This is a genomic window from Ruminococcus sp. NATIVEDY161, from assembly GCF_045819895.1.
Lineage (GTDB): Bacteria > Bacillota > Clostridia > Oscillospirales > Acutalibacteraceae > Ruminococcoides.
Map to the genome: position 1 here is coordinate 2,317,557 of NZ_CP162392.1, position 14,608 is coordinate 2,332,164.

A 14,608-nucleotide genomic window follows, 5' to 3' on the forward strand; every position below is an offset into this window, starting at 1 on the left:
TTATCAATTATCAATTATCTTAAAGGCTTGCGCTGTCAAACGAGCTTTCAGCCGGATTTGAACGTCTTGCGGACTCGGCGCGGAGTTTTTCAAGCTCCGCGGTAAGCTCGCTAAGCTTGTGCTCCAATACTCCCAAATCCTGAGCGACAGGGTCGGAAACGTGAATTTGGTCGAGGTTTTCGTGCCTGATACCGTTTAGCTTGACAATTCTTGCCGGAACGCCTACCGCGGTGGCGTTCGGCGGAACCTCGCGCAGAACAACCGCGCCTGCGGCAATTCGCGCGTTATCGCCAACGGTGAACGGTCCGAGCACCTTCGCGCCCGAGCCTACAAGCACATTGTTGCCGAGAGTCGGGTGGCGTTTGCCGGTTTCCTTACCCGTACCGCCGAGGGTTACGTTCTGGTAGATTGTGCAGTTGTCGCCGATAACCGTGGTTTCACCGATGACAACGCCCATTCCGTGGTCGATAAACAAACCCTTGCCGATTTTTGCGCCCGGGTGAATTTCGATACCCGTTTTGTGGCGGCTTCGCTGGGAAATCCAGCGGGCTATGAACTTGTGATTATGATTAAAAAACCAGTGTGCGCGGCGGTGACGGCGGACTGCCTTAAAGCCCGAGTAGAGGAAGAAAACCTCAGCCTTGCTCCTTGCGGCAGGGTCGCGGTCTAAAACCGCCTGGATATCTGATTTTAATACTTCGAACAAAAAATCACCCTTACAGTCAGAGTTTAGAGTTTAATTATGAATAATTAAACAATCATTCGGTTTTATGTTTCCGAGATAAAATGGAAGTTCTGTTTTACGTAAATTACGCCCGAGATAATCGCGAAAAATGTGGAAATCCAAATGAGAACCTCTCCGATAATAAAGAAAATCAGGCTTAAATCTTCGGTGACAACTCCGCCCGAAAGCTTGATTATATCGCATACCGACTGCAAAACCATAATGATAATCAGCGCGGTCATCTGCGTAACGGTCTTTACCTTGCCCCATTTGTTGGCGGCGATAACCTCGCCCTTGGTCGAGGCGATAAGCCTGATTGATGTTACCGAAAACTCCCTGAGCAGCACAATTATAACCGCCACGCAGTCGCAAAGTCCGTTTTGAACCAGGCAGAGCATTGCCGCCAGCACCAAAATTTTATCAGCGAGAGGGTCGGCAAATTTTCCGAAGTCCGTGATAAGACCGCGCTTGCGCGCGATTTTTCCGTCGAGCATATCGGTTATTGAAGCGGCTGAGAAAAGTATCAGCGCCGCTAAATTGTGAAGCGGAAACGGAATAAGCATTGCCGCTACGAACAGCGGAACAAGCAAAATCCTTCCTACAGTGAGTTTGTTTGGTAGGTTCATAGTTGCCTCTTTTTGAGTTGAGAGTTTAGAGTTAAGAGTTGAGAGTTAAGAGTTAAGAGTTAAGTTGGAAATAATACCGTCTGTTATATTAAATCAATATGGTTATTACTCTTTAATTCTCTATCATTTCGCCGACCGGGTCAATGCCCATTGTGTCGGTTATTTTTACGTTTACAAAGCTGCCGATGCTTGGCTTTTTGCCGCCGGTTGTGAAGAACACGCAGCCGTCAACCTCGGGAGCGTCGGCGTAGGTTCTGCCGTACCAGCACTCGGCTATGCGGTCAAAGCCCTCGACAAGCACCTCGGCGGTTGTGCCGACGAGCTTTTCGCAGCGGCGCGTCATAATAAGCTGCTGCTGTTCCATAATTATATCGGCGCGGTTCTGCTTTGTTTCCTCGTCAAGCTGATTTGGGAACGCTGCGGCAGGGGTGTCCTCCTCCTGAGAGTAGGGGAAACAGCCGAGCCTGTCAAATTCAATCTCCTTCGCGAACTCGCAGAGCTCCTCAAACTGCTCCTCTGTTTCTCCGGGGAAGCCTGAGATAAAGGTTGTGCGGAGCACAACGTTCGGGATTCTGTCACGGATTTTATTAAGCAATGCGGTTAAGCTCTCGCGTGAGCCGCGGCGGTTCATACTTTTAAGAATTTCAGCGTTGCAGTGCTGAAGCGGCAAATCAATGTATTTTACGATTTTTTCCTCATTCGCCATTACGTCAATCAGCTCGTCGGTAACGCGCTCGGGGTAGCAGTAGAGCACCCTTATCCAGCGCAGCTTTTCAATTTTGCAGAGCTCCTTTAACAGCTTGGCAAGGTACGGCTTGCCGAACAAATCCTCGCCGTAGCGCGTGGTGTCCTGAGCGATAACATTTAGCTCGCGAACACCTTTTTCGGCAAGCTGTTTTGCTTCTTCAATGACGTTTTCGGGCTCTCTGCTTCTGAAACCGCCCCTGATGAGCGGAATTGCGCAGTAGGTACAGCGGTTGTCGCAGCCCTCGGCAATTTTCAGATAAGCGGTGTAGGGGGGAGTGGACTGAATTCTTCCGCCCTCAAGCGGCAGCTCAAGCTTGCTTGGGAAAAGCTCGGTTTTATTGCCGCCCAGCGCGTCGAGCACGATATCGGCAATTTTTGAATTTGCGCCGATACCCACAGCGGCGTCAACCTCGTAGAGCTGCTTGGTAATCTCGTTTTGGTACCTTTCGGCAAGGCAGCCCGTAACGATAATCGCCTTGATTTTGCCTTCGCGCTTTAGCTTTCCGAGCTCGATGATCTCGTCAATGCTCTCCTGCTTGGCGCTTTCGATAAAGCCGCAGGTGTTGACGATTACCGCGTCAGCCTTGGCAGGGTCGTCTACAAGCTCAAAGCCCTTTTGCTTTAGGCTGAAAAGCAGTATTTCGGCGTCCACCTGGTTTTTAGCGCAGCCGAGCGACACAATTCCTGCCTTATAATTCATATGCGTTCAGTCCTTTATTTATTAGATATTAGTCAAAATCGCCGCTCATGCTTTCAATCGCCTGCTTAATGTCATCCCAGCCGTAGCCTTTTCTTTGCAGGGCGGCAACGGCGCGGCGTCTGACCTTTTCATCTTCAATATTTCTGTATTTTTTACTTATAAATTCAATAATCTGAGTTTGCGCGTCGTATTCAAGCTCACTTAGCGCCTGCTCGGCGGTTATTTCGTCAATGCCCTTGCGGCGCAGCTCAAGCTCCGCGGCTCTCAGCGACATTTTTTTGCCGTAGACCAGCTTTCGGGCGTATGCCTTGGCAAACTCGCCGTCGTTAATCAAGCCGAGCTCCTGCATACGGTCAACCGCCTTTTGAGCGCTGTCCTCGTCAAAATCGCGCCTGAGCTTGTCAAAAAGCTCCTTTTTGGAGTGGCTTCTGTACGAAATCAGCCACAGCGCCTTGTCCTTTGCGCGGCGTTCGTTGCTCTTTTCGATAATCTCCCCTAGCTCGTCGTCGTCAATTTCGCGGCCGACGTCAAAGCGGTTTTCAATCAACGTCTGAGCGTCAAGGTTCATCACGTACTCGCCGTCAATAAACAGCGCGCACATCTGCCTGCGGCGCGGCTCAATCGCGGTGATAGTCATTATTCAGCCAAAATGTCGATGTTTGCGCTCTTTTTATCGGCAGCCGGAGCAGGCTCGTCAACCTTGCTTACCGTAGCCTTTTTAGCAGTCTTGGGCTTTGCGGAAGCGTAGAGCTTGTCAATGTTCTCCCAGAGCTTTGTCTCGATTTCCTTGTACAGCTCGGGATCGTTTTTGAGCAGCTCCTTAACTCTGTCGCGGCCCTGACCGAGACGGTTGCCGTTGTAGCTGAACCACGCGCCTGCCTTCTGAATAACCTCAGCCTGAACGCCGAGGTCGATCAGCTCGCCTTCGCGCGAGATACCCTCGCCGTACATAATGTCGAACTCAGCCGTCTTGAACGGCGGAGCGATTTTATTTTTAACAACCTTACACTTGGTGTGGTTGCCGATGATTTCTCCGTTAACCTTAAGCGCCTCAGCCTTGCGGATATCTATTCTAACAGAGCTGTAGAACTTAAGCGCACGTCCGCCGGTGGTAACCTCGGGGTTGCCGTAGATTACGCCGACCTTTTCGCGGAGCTGGTTGATGAAGATTGCGACGCAGTTTGATTTGCTGATAGCGCCTGCGAGCTTTCTTAAAGCCTGCGACATAAGGCGCGCGTGCAGACCAACGTGGCTGTCGCCCATTTCGCCCTCGATCTCAGCCTTGGGAACAAGCGCGGCTACCGAGTCGATTACGATAACGTCGATCGCGCCTGAGCGGATGAGCGCCTCGGCAATTTCGAGCGCGTCCTCGCCGGTGTCGGGCTGTGAAACGAGCAGGGAATCAACGTCAACGCCGAGCGCTTCGGCATATACAGGATCAAGCGCGTGCTCAACGTCGATAAACGCCGCGTTGCCGCCGAGCTTTTGACCCTCGGCAATACAGGTGAGCGAAAGGGTTGTTTTACCTGAGGACTCCGGACCGTAAATCTCGATAATTCTGCCCCTGGGAAGTCCGCCGATTCCGAGCGCTACGTCGAGCGAAAGCGAACCGGTTGAGATGTGCTCAACCTCCATATGCTTATTCTCTCCAAGGCGCATAACAGCGCCCTTTCCGAATTGTTTTTCAAGCTGAGAAATCGCTGTTTCCAGCGCCTTGTTTCTGTCTACTGCCATTTTCATATACCTCCGTAATGTAGTTGAAAGTTGAAAGCTCATTCACTTTTTATGTTAGTTTTAATACAAAAACCAACCTTAAACTTCCAAGAGTAATTATAAATCATACCAATCCAAATTTCAATGGCTTGGGGGCAAAAACTTCGAACAAATTTTCTAAAACCTTTGCATTGTACCGAAAATTGTACAATGCTCAGGGCAAAATACCGATAATCGCCCTGTCGGTACCGCCCAAATCCTTTGCGGTTTTGATATTTATATAGCCGTGGTCAGCCATTAGACCGCCGACGTATTCCGCCTGACCTTCACCGAGCTCAAACGCCATCGCTCCGCCGCTTTTGAGCAGGGGAGTCCAGCGCCGGGCTATCGCGCGGTAAAAGTCAAGACCGTCCGCGCCGCCGTCGAGAGCCGTTTTAGGCTCGTAACCGACCTCGGTTTGCAGGGTTTCGATTTCATCTGTCTTGATGTAGGGCGGATTTGAGGCGATCAAGTCAAAGCTTTTCGCTTCAAAATCCCTGTAGCACTCAAAAATATCGCCCTTGTGCGGCTTGATATTCGTGCCTTTAATATTCTCTAAAAGAAAATTATACGCTTTATCGGACAGCTCTACCGCGGTGACGTCCGCGTTTGCAAGCTTGTCAAGCGCAACGCTTACCGCTCCGCTTCCTGCGCATAAATCGAGTGCGGTTTTGCCGTCGGAAGCTTTCAGATAGTCAAGGCAAAGCCCGACGAGAACCTCGGTGTCGTCGCGCGGAATAAGCACGCCTTCACCGACCTTAAACTCAAAGCCCATAAAGTTCCACTTGCCCAAAATGTACTGCAAGGGCAGGTGCTCGGCGCGTTTTTGCGCCATAGATATCAGCTTTTCCTGAATTTCTCCGCTTATTTCCGAATTTGAATTTGCAATTTGAGAAGCGCGGTTCATACCCGTCACGCCCTCAATCAAAAGCCTTGCCTCGAGCTCGGGAGCTTCAATTTCTGCTTCCGAGAGGATACCGCGTAATTTTATGTATAAATCCTTTAGCATCCGCAGCCGCCGACAATATCCGAACCGTCCTCGGGGATAACCGACTTGATCGCCTTGATGGCGACCTCAATCATATCGTCGTTTGGTTCTTTTGTGGTAATTCTCTGCGCCCAAAGTCCGGGAGCAGCGATGATTCTTGTCAAAACGTTGTCGTGCTTGCCGCACAGCTTAATCAGCTCATAGCCGAGTCCGCATACAAGCGGAATGAGCAAAATCTTAAACACAGGTCTTAAAAACGCGATTCCGAACGGATTTGCAGGAATCAAAAGACCAACCAAAATGCCGATAATCAGCATAATTACCATAAAGCTTGTGCCGCAACGGGGGTGGAATCGAGTCTGCTTTTTTACGTTTTCAACGGTGAGCTCTTTCTCGTTTTCGTAGCAGAAAATCGTTTTATGCTCTGCGCCGTGGTACATAAACACGCGCTTCATATCGGGCGTTTGCGACACAATAACGATGTATGTTAAAAACAGGGCAATCTTCAAAACGCCCTCGAAAATCGACTTCCAGAGCCTTACCATCTCGGGGTTAGAGTTGCCCTCGGCTCTGAAGGCAGGGATGAAGTTTGAGCAAAGGTCAAACAGGAAGGACGGCAGGAAAAAAAACAGTCCGATTGCAAACGCCACGCCGATTACCGAGGCGATTACCATAAGCACCTTTACGAGCTTGTCTCCGAACTTGTCGTCGAGCCATTTTTCGAATTTTGAGGGTTCTTCCTCAATCTCGGCGGATTCAATCGCCTTGTCGGCGGACAGCATAAGCGACTTGTAGCTAAGGCGCATAGAGTCGATTAAGCCTGCGATACCCCTCAAAAACGGAATTTTAAAAATCTTGAACTTGGAGGGGATAGTGTTAATGCTGATGTCCTCCGAATAAATTTCATCGGGGGCGGTGCGCACGCAAACCGTGCTCTTTTTCGGTCCCCTCATCATAATACCTTCAATCAGCGCACTACCGCCGATTGAAGTAATTTTCTTTGTCTTTTTACTCATAAAATATACCCTTTCAAAGTAGAGGCTGTCACAGTGTAATGACAAATAATTAAACTCTAAACTCTTAACTCTTAACTCTAATCTTTAGAGCTTAACTACCTCTGTCTTTTTATTCTCGCTTCCCTCTTTATATATGGGGAAGGTGAGCGTTACGGTTGTTCCGACGCCCTCGCCGCTCTCGATATCGAGCGAGCCGTGGTGAAGGTTCATAATCTCGTCGGCAACCGCCAGTCCGATACCCGAACCGCGGACGGTCTGATTTGCCTTGTAGAATTTTTCCTTAACCCTCGGCAAATCCTCTGCGGAAATACCGCAGCCTGTGTCCGTAACGATAATTTTTATAACATCAGGTTCATCCTTGCTGTAGATAACCTGCGCCGCGACAACGCCGCCCTTTGGCGTGTATTTAAGCGCATTGTCAAGAATATTCAGGAAAACCTGTCTCAGTCTGTTTCTGTCGCCGTAAATCGGGGGATAAACCACCTCGGGTTCATCGTAAAGCAGGTGCTTGCCCTCCTCAACGGCGCGTTCCTTGAGCATATATACGGTCTCGTCAAACTCAGCGAGGATGTCGATTTTTTCATTCATCAAAACCATTCTGCCGCTCTGGATTCTGCCGAAGTCGAGCAGCTCCTCAACGATGCCCGTAAGCCTTGTGCTCTCTTTAATAATTACCCCCATGCCCTTGTCAAAGGTGCGGCGGTCAAGCGTGCCGCGTTCGCTGAGCTGCATGGTTTCCGCCCAGCCCTTAATTGCGGTAAGAGGAGTTCTCAGCTCGTGAGATACGCGCGAGATAAAGTCGTTTTTCATCTGCTCGGTAGTCTCCAAGTCCTTAGCCATATCGCTTACCGCGTCGCACAAATCACCGATTTCGTCGTCGTACTTGTGCTCGATTTTCTCCGAGGCGGAGAAGTCGCCCTGCGCAATCTGCCCTGCAGCTTCGGAAAGCCTTTGAATAGGCTTGACGATTGAGCGGATAAACAGCAAGCCCGAAATAATAACAAGTCCCAAAATCACCAGCCCGATTGCGATAATAATTACCGCGGACAGGATAATCCTGCTGTTGACGGGCTCCATGCTGACTATGTACCTGATTGCGCCTACAACAGCGCCGTCGGGATCCTTGATAACTCTCGTCTCGCTCATAGCAGCCTCGCCTGAAAGCAGAGTTCCGCGCCAAAAGGCGTAGCCGTCCTCGTTTGACACAGCGGAGTCAAAGTCGGTAAACTTTTCATCCTCCTCGGGCAGGAAACCCGTAGAGGTCAAAACAACCTTGCCTGTGGAGTTGAGTACCATAACCCCCATATTTTCTTTTTTGTCGAAGTTCTCAATGTAGTCGCGCGCGGCAGAGGTAAACTCTGTCGAGCCCGGGCTCTGAAAGCCCGAAAAGACAATGCTCAGCTCGTTGCCGGTAGAGGCGAGCCTCTGCTCAACTCCGCTTTGGAACAGGTAGGTTACAACAAAAATAAGGGTGACGACAATCAGAATAATTATGGTCAAAATAACGCTGAGCGTGTTGAGCATCCAGCGCTTGGTAATGCCGCGGAACATTCTGTTGTCACCATCCCTTCTTTAAATTACTCACTATTCATTATTCATTGTTCATTGTTCATTATTCTTTTCTTACTCGCCTGAGTCCCACTTGTAGCCGAGTCCCCATACAGTGATGATATGCTTGGGGTTAGAGGGTTCGTCCTCGACCTTCATTCTCAGTCTGCGGATATTAACGTCGACAATCTTGTCCTCGCCCACATAAGCGTCGCCCCAAACGTGGTTGAGAATATCAATTCTGTCGAGCGCAACGCCGGGATTTGAGAAGAAATACTCCATAATCTGGAACTCAACCTGAGTAAGCTCAATCATCTTGCCGTTTTTGAGCAGAGCACGGTTGCGCAGATTAAGTGTAAAGTCGCCTGACTTGAGCTCCTCTTTAAAGTTGTTCTCAGACCTTGACTGTGCGAGCGCAACTCTCCTGTAGAGCGAATCGACGCGCGCCAAAAGCTCGCTGGGGGAGAAGGGCTTTGCAACATAGTCGTCAGCGCCGAGCATAAGACCTGTTACCTTATCCATCTCCTGAGTTTTTGCGGAGAGCATAATAATGCCTATTCCGCCGTTGCGGTTTCTCAGCTCCTTACAAACCTGAAAACCGTCAATGCCGGGCATCATAACGTCGAGAATAGCGATATCAAAGTCGCCGTCGTACTCGTCGTACTTTTTTAGTGCGGTTTCTCCGCAGTCTGCCTCAACAACGTCATAACCCGCACGGGTGAGGTTGATTACGACAAAATCGCGGATAGCGGATTCGTCCTCGCATACAAGAATTTTTTTCATCTTCAAAACCTCCGTTTTTGGAAAAGTAAGTTTGTTTTATATAAAGTGTGATTTTTTACACTCTGTTATCGGTTACTGAAAACGCCGTTTTAATCTCGTCGTCTGTAAGCTTCATCGGGCTTTTGCCCTGTGGATTTGTGAACGCATAGGCGTAGCGGTTGTCGCGGTAAATCAGCGTAAAGCCGTCGATTTTGCCCTTGTCCCACGCCGAGACGTCAAACGCTTTGACCTCAAAAAGCTCCTCACCGAGTGCGTTGTTTACCCACTCGTAAAGCTTCATTGAGTTTTCGTCATTAATCGCGGTATAGCTTCTGTCAACCCATTTTGAAGGCTGTTTTACGGAAAAACCGCATTTTCTGTTCTCAGCGACAACGCTTTTTACCGTAAGCGTTTCGTTTGCGGGATTAAACGAGCACCAGCTGATTTTGTCAGCCACGGTCAGCGCCATATCCTCGCCGTGGAACGGAAGCTTTTCCGCCATCGGGATTTCAAGCTTTGAGTCGCCGTCAAAGTCAGTGCTCAAAACGCCGACGGTGCGCGTAGTCGGGTTCTTCTGTTTTTCTTTATACAGCGGATTTCTCAGCACAGCGAGGGTTTGGTTGTAGTAGATAACCTGAGTTACGAGCTCCTCGCTCGCAAACGAGCCGTCAACCACAACGCCCTTAACCGAGCCGTCAAAGTCCGACATTCCGATGCTCTTAATCTTTACGACGTTCGGGTCCATCGGAGCTGAGGCTTTAACAAAAATCTGCTTTTTCTCCTTGCTGTAGGAGAGCATTGAGGCTTTCGCCTGATTTTCCGCGCTGAAAAGCGAGAGAGTGATAATCTCGCTCTTGCCGTTGTTGTCAAGGTTTCCGCAGTAAAACGACGAGTAATTTTGACCTGCCTGAATTGTGTCGGTCACGCCGTTTGAGTAGGTGTAGCACGCCAAAAAGTTCACGTTCGGAGTGTAGGTGGTGTAGCCGACGATAATTTCGAGCCCGTTGTTTTCGTCGATATCCGCGAAGTCAACGCAGTCGACGTCGGTGGTTTCGGTGACGTAATCGCCCGAGGTTTTCCACTCGCCATCCTGATCGTACATCAACAGCATATGAACCCCGGCGGTTTCGTCCTTGCCCTTGAAGAAGGCGATAGCCTCGTCAACGCCGTCGCCGTTTAGGTCGTTCATAATAATGGCGCTGCGGTAGGAGCCACTTTTGGGATACTTAAGCGTGTAATTGCTGCCTGCCGTCTTGGAAATCAGCTTTTCAATTTCCGCCTCGTCGCCCATTGTTCTGGGCGGTCTGAGCGATTCCTCAAAGCTCAAATCCGCAATATTACAGCCGCACAAAAGCGCGGTTGACGCTGCCAAAATAACTGCGGCAAGGTTTTTAAGCTTCAAGTAATCACTTCCTTTTGTAATTTAGTCGGTTTTCTGCACTGCGATCAGATACTTAATTTTTTTGCCTTCCTCGGTGAACATCCGCTCGTGCTCGGTCACGATGTTGTCCTTAACATCGCTTGCGTGCAAGTCGCGCGTGATGAATTTAATCTCATATCCGCTCTGCTCAAAGTACTCCACGCTCTCCTCAAAAAGCTCGTCGTCATCGGTCTTAAAGCGGATTTCCGCGTCTTTTTTGAGGAAGGTCTTGTACATCTCGAGCTTCCTCGGGAAGGTCAGCCTGCGCTTTTTGTGCCTTGCGCGCGGCCACGGATTGCAGAAGTTTATGAACAGCCTTTCGATTTGGTCGTCGGCTGTAATAATCTTATCGAGCTGCTCGACATTGTAGTTGACGAGCAGAAGGTTCGTAATATCGTCCCGGGTTTTGCCGTTTTCCTCAAACAGCTTAACAATCGTGCGCCTGCCGACGCCGAGCATATCAATCTTGATGTCGACGGCGATTATGTTTTTATCGGGGTTATTAAGCGCGAGCTGTCCTGCAAAACCGCCCTTGCCGCAGCCGATTTCAAGGTACAGCGGCTGTTTTTTCGGGAAAGCCTCAGCCCATTTGCCTGCGTGCTCGTCAGGATTTTTAACGAAAAAGTCGCAAACGCTCAGCTCGGGCTCAGCCCATTTCTTTTTTCTTATTCTCATATTGCCTCTTTTAAATAAGTAAATATCACTTTATTATACCAAATTGTAACCGATTATGCAATAAATTAGCGAGAAAAATCGTCATTTGATTAACAAAATTTAATATTATCGTCGTAATTTTTCGATTTTGTAAAAATAATATCACTAAAACGCTTGCCGAGCTTATTGACAAGCGGCATAATTACAACATTTTCACTTTTGAAGTGACCTGCGTCAATCACGGTAACGCCGAGGTCGTTGGCGGTGTTTATCTCGTGGTGCTTAATTTCGCCTGTCACAAGGGCGGCGCAGCCTTCCTCATAAGCGGCGAAAATCTCGCTTCCGCCCGAGCCCGAGCAAACCGCGACCTTTTTGATTCTGTTGTTTGCGGTGGTGTAGCGCAGCCCCTTGCAGTCGAGAGCGAACTTTACCTGCTCGGCAAGCTCGTCGGAGTTCATCTCCCTTTCAAGCTCGCCCACAAAAAGACACTCTCCCTTGTCAGACCTTTGCACGTTTTTAATTCCTACGGCTGAGGCAAGGCAGAGGTTCACGCCGAAGCTCTCGGACAAATCGAGGTTGGTGTGCATACATATCGCGGAAATTCCCTTCTTTGCCAAAAGGTAGGGGGCAGAGCCTGCTTCAAGCCTTTTCAGCGGCTGAAAAATAACAGGATGGTGGCTGATGATGAGCTCACATTCGAGCTTTTCCGCCTCGTAAACCACCTCCGGAGTGATGTCGAGAGATACAAGCGCCCGGCGGACAAACCGGTTTTTGTCTCCGACGAGCAGTCCCACGTTGTCAAATTCCATTGCGGTGCTTACGGGAGCGAACTCCTCAAAAAATTCAAGAATATCATTAACAGTCGCCATAAATACTCTCCTTTAATTTTTCCGCGAGCACAGCAAAGCCCGCGTCTCCGTTAGCCTTTTTTAAAAGCCTCTCAATGTGGGCTTTTATAAATCGAAGATGCGTTTCGTTTTCCTTCGGCTTAAGCTCGCAAATGTAGGGATATACCTCGCTGTAGGCGCGCTTTTCACCGCTGTATTGTACCAGCAGGACGGTGTAGCATTTGTTTGAAGCCACACAGCAGTCCTGACTTAAAATTTCAAAACCGTTTTGGCAGAGCCTTTCAATCAACAGCTCGCTTTTGGTCATCGGCTGCAAAATAAAGCGCTTGTCTTTATCGCGCGAATATTCGCATTCAAGTATGATTTTCGCGATGAGCTCGCCGCCCATACCCGCGATAACAATGTCGTCGGCTTCGTCCGCCGAAATGCTTTTAAGACCGTCGCTCAGTCTGGTTTTTACCTTATCCTCAAGCCCTGCCTGAGCAATAGTAAGCTGTCCGCGGCTGAGCGGTTCGGGGTTAATGTCGGCGGCTACGGCGCTTTTGCAGACGCCGTTTTGGCACAGCCACACAGGCAAATATGCGTGGTCTGTGCCTATGTCCGCAAGCTTGCTGTCCTGCCGCACAAATGACGCGCACAGGCTCAGCCGGCTGTCAAGGGTTATCATTTAACAGCCGCGTTAACTGCCTCAACAAGCGCGTCGGCGTCTGCGCCGTGAACCATGCAGGCTTCCTCAATTGTCTCGCCTCTTGAAGCGGGGCAGCCGAGGCAGTGCATACCGATGCTCAAAAAAATCTGAGCTGTCTCGGGGTGCTGATCAAGCACGTCACCGATGATAGAATTTTTTGTTATTTCCATAACAACACCTCCAAAAATAACCACATTTTGTGGTCTACCCAATATTATACCATTATATTTAGTATTTGTAAACCTTTATTTGAGTTGGATTATTCAGGGCAAAAAACAGCAGGGACAGCCCGTAATGAACCGTCCCTGTAATACTAATTTCCATTAAAACGCTTTAAAACAGATGTCAGCGGAAAATTTTGCAGAACAAGGCGGAGGACGCCGCAAGGCTGACGCCTTGCAAGGACAACAACGCAGTTATGCGGAATTTACCGCGACAGATGTTAAAGGGTTTTATTGGATATTAGTATAAAAGTTTTATTTCCAATATTTTTTATCCAAGCTTCTGTACTGAATCGCTTCCAGAACGTGGCTTGAATTGATGATTTCCTCGCCGTCCAAATCCGCGATGGTACGCGCGACCTTCAGCACGCGGTTGTACGCTCTCGCGGTAAAGCCGAGGGTTTCAAACGCGGTTTTAAGCGTTTGCTCGGCTTCCTTGTCGATTACGCAGTACTTTTCAAACTGCTCCTCGGTGACCTTCGCGTTGCCGGGAGTATTCGTTCCGCTGTAACGCTTCCGCTGAATTTCCCTCGCCGCTTCAACACGCTTTTTAATATCCTCCGACATCTCGCAGTCGGCGTTGTCCCTGAGCTCCTTAAACTTCACTGCAGGAACCTCTATCTGGATGTCAAACCTGTCGAGCAGAGGGCCGGACACGCGGTTTAAGTAGCGCTTAATTTTATTTTCCGAGCAGGTGCAGCGGCTCGTGCCGTCGCCGTAATATCCGCACGGACACGGGTTCATCGCGGCGATAACCATAATCGAGCAGGGGAAGGACTTTGTCTGTCCCGAGCGCGAAATCGTGATTTTTCCGTCCTCAATCGGCTGTCTGAGCACCTCAAGCGCCTGTCTTGAAAATTCGGGAAGCTCGTCCAAAAACAGCACGCCGTGATGCGCGAGCGACACCTCGCCGGGCTTAATCGTGCCCGAACCGCCGCCGCCCAAGCCGACCGGCGTTACGCTGTGGTGAGGTGAAGAAAACGGTCTGTTTTTTACAAGCCCGTCGCTTTTCAGCCTGCCTGCAATCGAGTGCACCTTTGTCACCTCAATCATCTCGGCAAACGTCATATCCGGCAAAATCGACGGCATGCGCTTTGCAAGCATACTTTTGCCCGAGCCGGGAGGGCCGATAAGCAGAACGTTGTGACCGCCTGCCGCGGCAATTTCAAGCGCGCGCTTTGCTTCATACTGACCTTTTACCTGACAAAAATCAGGCATAAGCTCCTTTCCGTGTTCGGCTTTAACGCTGTTTGAAGTCTGCTTTTCGGCAACTTTGTCCTCGTTGAGAATGTTCATAAGCTCAATCAGGTTCTTCGCGCAGTAAACGTCAATTCCGTCTACCACAGCCGCCTCGCCCGAATTTTCAACAGGCACAAAAATCTTTTTAACGCCGAGCTCGCGCGCCTTGATCACCATCGGCAAAACGCCGTTTACCCTGCGGATTTTTCCGCTTAGCGACAGCTCTCCGATGAATGCTTGCTCTGAAATATTCTTTTTGAGATTACCGCTTAACTGCATCAGCACAACCGCCAAGGGCAGGTCGTAATGCGAGCCTTCCTTCTTGATATCGGCAGGGGCGAGGTTTACGGTGATGTGGCTTGACGGCAGGGTAATTCCGCTGTTTTTCAGAGCGCTTCGAACTCTGTTCTTGCTCTCCTTAACCGCCGCGTCGGGAAGTCCGACAATGTCAATCTGCGGCAAACCCATCGTAGAAGAAGCCTCAACCTCAACCTTAAAACCGTCAATTCCGTCTATTCCGAAGCTTAAACATCTAAAGACCATACCGTCCTCCTTATGGGCATTTTTAACTATACACTTATAATAACACATAATGCAATATTTTACAATATAAAAATTACAAAAACTGCCAAAAACTATGTGTAATTTGCATAAATTTTTTGATTTTTATGTTGC

General features: G+C 49.4%; 15 protein-coding genes. All 15 read right to left on the reverse strand.

All coding sequences use genetic code 11. From position 1 onward, the window contains the following. Nucleotides 1-19: 19 nt before the first annotated feature. Nucleotides 20-706, reverse strand: a complete 687-nt coding sequence (cysE, locus tag AB1I50_RS11075; RefSeq protein WP_407724057.1) for a serine O-acetyltransferase — start codon at nt 704-706, stop codon at nt 20-22. Between the two features lie 62 nt (nt 707-768). Next, nucleotides 769-1,350, reverse strand: coding sequence for a CDP-diacylglycerol--glycerol-3-phosphate 3-phosphatidyltransferase (gene pgsA / locus AB1I50_RS11080; RefSeq protein WP_407724058.1), 582 nt, complete (start codon nt 1,348-1,350; stop codon nt 769-771). A gap of 112 nt (nt 1,351-1,462) precedes the next feature. Continuing rightward, entirely contained in the window at nt 1,463-2,797 is a 1,335-nt protein-coding gene (gene rimO, locus AB1I50_RS11085; protein WP_407724059.1) for a 30S ribosomal protein S12 methylthiotransferase RimO, read from the reverse strand. Nucleotides 2,798-2,825: 28 nt separating this feature from the next. Beyond that, on the reverse strand, nt 2,826-3,434 hold the full coding sequence (locus tag AB1I50_RS11090; protein WP_407724060.1) for a regulatory protein RecX: 609 nt from the start codon (nt 3,432-3,434) through the stop codon (nt 2,826-2,828). Continuing rightward, nucleotides 3,434-4,531, reverse strand: coding sequence for a recombinase RecA (gene recA, locus AB1I50_RS11095; protein ID WP_407724061.1), 1,098 nt, complete (start codon nt 4,529-4,531; stop codon nt 3,434-3,436). Before recA ends, AB1I50_RS11090 begins: the two co-directional genes overlap by 1 nt. Before the next feature lie 193 nt (nt 4,532-4,724). Beyond that, a complete protein-coding gene (gene prmC, locus AB1I50_RS11100; RefSeq protein WP_407724062.1) occupies nt 4,725-5,558 on the reverse strand; it encodes a peptide chain release factor N(5)-glutamine methyltransferase in 834 nt (277 codons plus the stop codon). Continuing rightward, entirely contained in the window at nt 5,552-6,553 is a 1,002-nt protein-coding gene (locus AB1I50_RS11105; protein ID WP_407724063.1) for a DUF1385 domain-containing protein, read from the reverse strand. The genes prmC and AB1I50_RS11105 overlap by 7 nt, the downstream gene beginning before the upstream one ends. An 84-nt stretch (nt 6,554-6,637) precedes the next feature. Beyond that, nucleotides 6,638-8,104, reverse strand: coding sequence for a sensor histidine kinase (locus AB1I50_RS11110; protein ID WP_407724064.1), 1,467 nt, complete (start codon nt 8,102-8,104; stop codon nt 6,638-6,640). 72 nt (nt 8,105-8,176) lie between these two features. Next, the gene (locus tag AB1I50_RS11115; RefSeq protein ID WP_407724065.1) at nt 8,177-8,884 is read right to left on the reverse strand and encodes a response regulator transcription factor; all 708 of its coding nucleotides are present in this window, start codon (nt 8,882-8,884) and stop codon (nt 8,177-8,179) included. 55 nt (nt 8,885-8,939) lie between these two features. After that, nucleotides 8,940-10,265, reverse strand: a complete 1,326-nt coding sequence (locus AB1I50_RS11120) for a hypothetical protein (RefSeq protein WP_407724066.1) — start codon at nt 10,263-10,265, stop codon at nt 8,940-8,942. A 21-nt stretch (nt 10,266-10,286) separates the two neighbouring features. Next, complete coding sequence (gene trmB, locus AB1I50_RS11125) at nt 10,287-10,958, reverse strand: tRNA (guanosine(46)-N7)-methyltransferase TrmB (RefSeq protein WP_407724067.1); 672 nt, start codon at nt 10,956-10,958, stop codon at nt 10,287-10,289. 89 nt (nt 10,959-11,047) lie between these two features. Beyond that, nucleotides 11,048-11,806, reverse strand: coding sequence for a Nif3-like dinuclear metal center hexameric protein (locus tag AB1I50_RS11130; protein ID WP_407724068.1), 759 nt, complete (start codon nt 11,804-11,806; stop codon nt 11,048-11,050). Continuing rightward, on the reverse strand, nt 11,793-12,452 hold the full coding sequence (locus AB1I50_RS11135) for a class I SAM-dependent methyltransferase (RefSeq protein ID WP_407724069.1): 660 nt from the start codon (nt 12,450-12,452) through the stop codon (nt 11,793-11,795). The genes AB1I50_RS11130 and AB1I50_RS11135 overlap by 14 nt, the downstream gene beginning before the upstream one ends. Next, nucleotides 12,449-12,643 (reverse strand): DUF1858 domain-containing protein, encoded by a 195-nt coding sequence (locus tag AB1I50_RS11140; protein ID WP_407724070.1) that lies wholly within the window; start codon nt 12,641-12,643, stop codon nt 12,449-12,451. The genes AB1I50_RS11135 and AB1I50_RS11140 overlap by 4 nt, the downstream gene beginning before the upstream one ends. Before the next feature lie 306 nt (nt 12,644-12,949). Then, on the reverse strand, nt 12,950-14,476 hold the full coding sequence (locus AB1I50_RS11145; RefSeq protein WP_407724071.1) for a YifB family Mg chelatase-like AAA ATPase: 1,527 nt from the start codon (nt 14,474-14,476) through the stop codon (nt 12,950-12,952). Nucleotides 14,477-14,608: the final 132 nt, after the last annotated feature.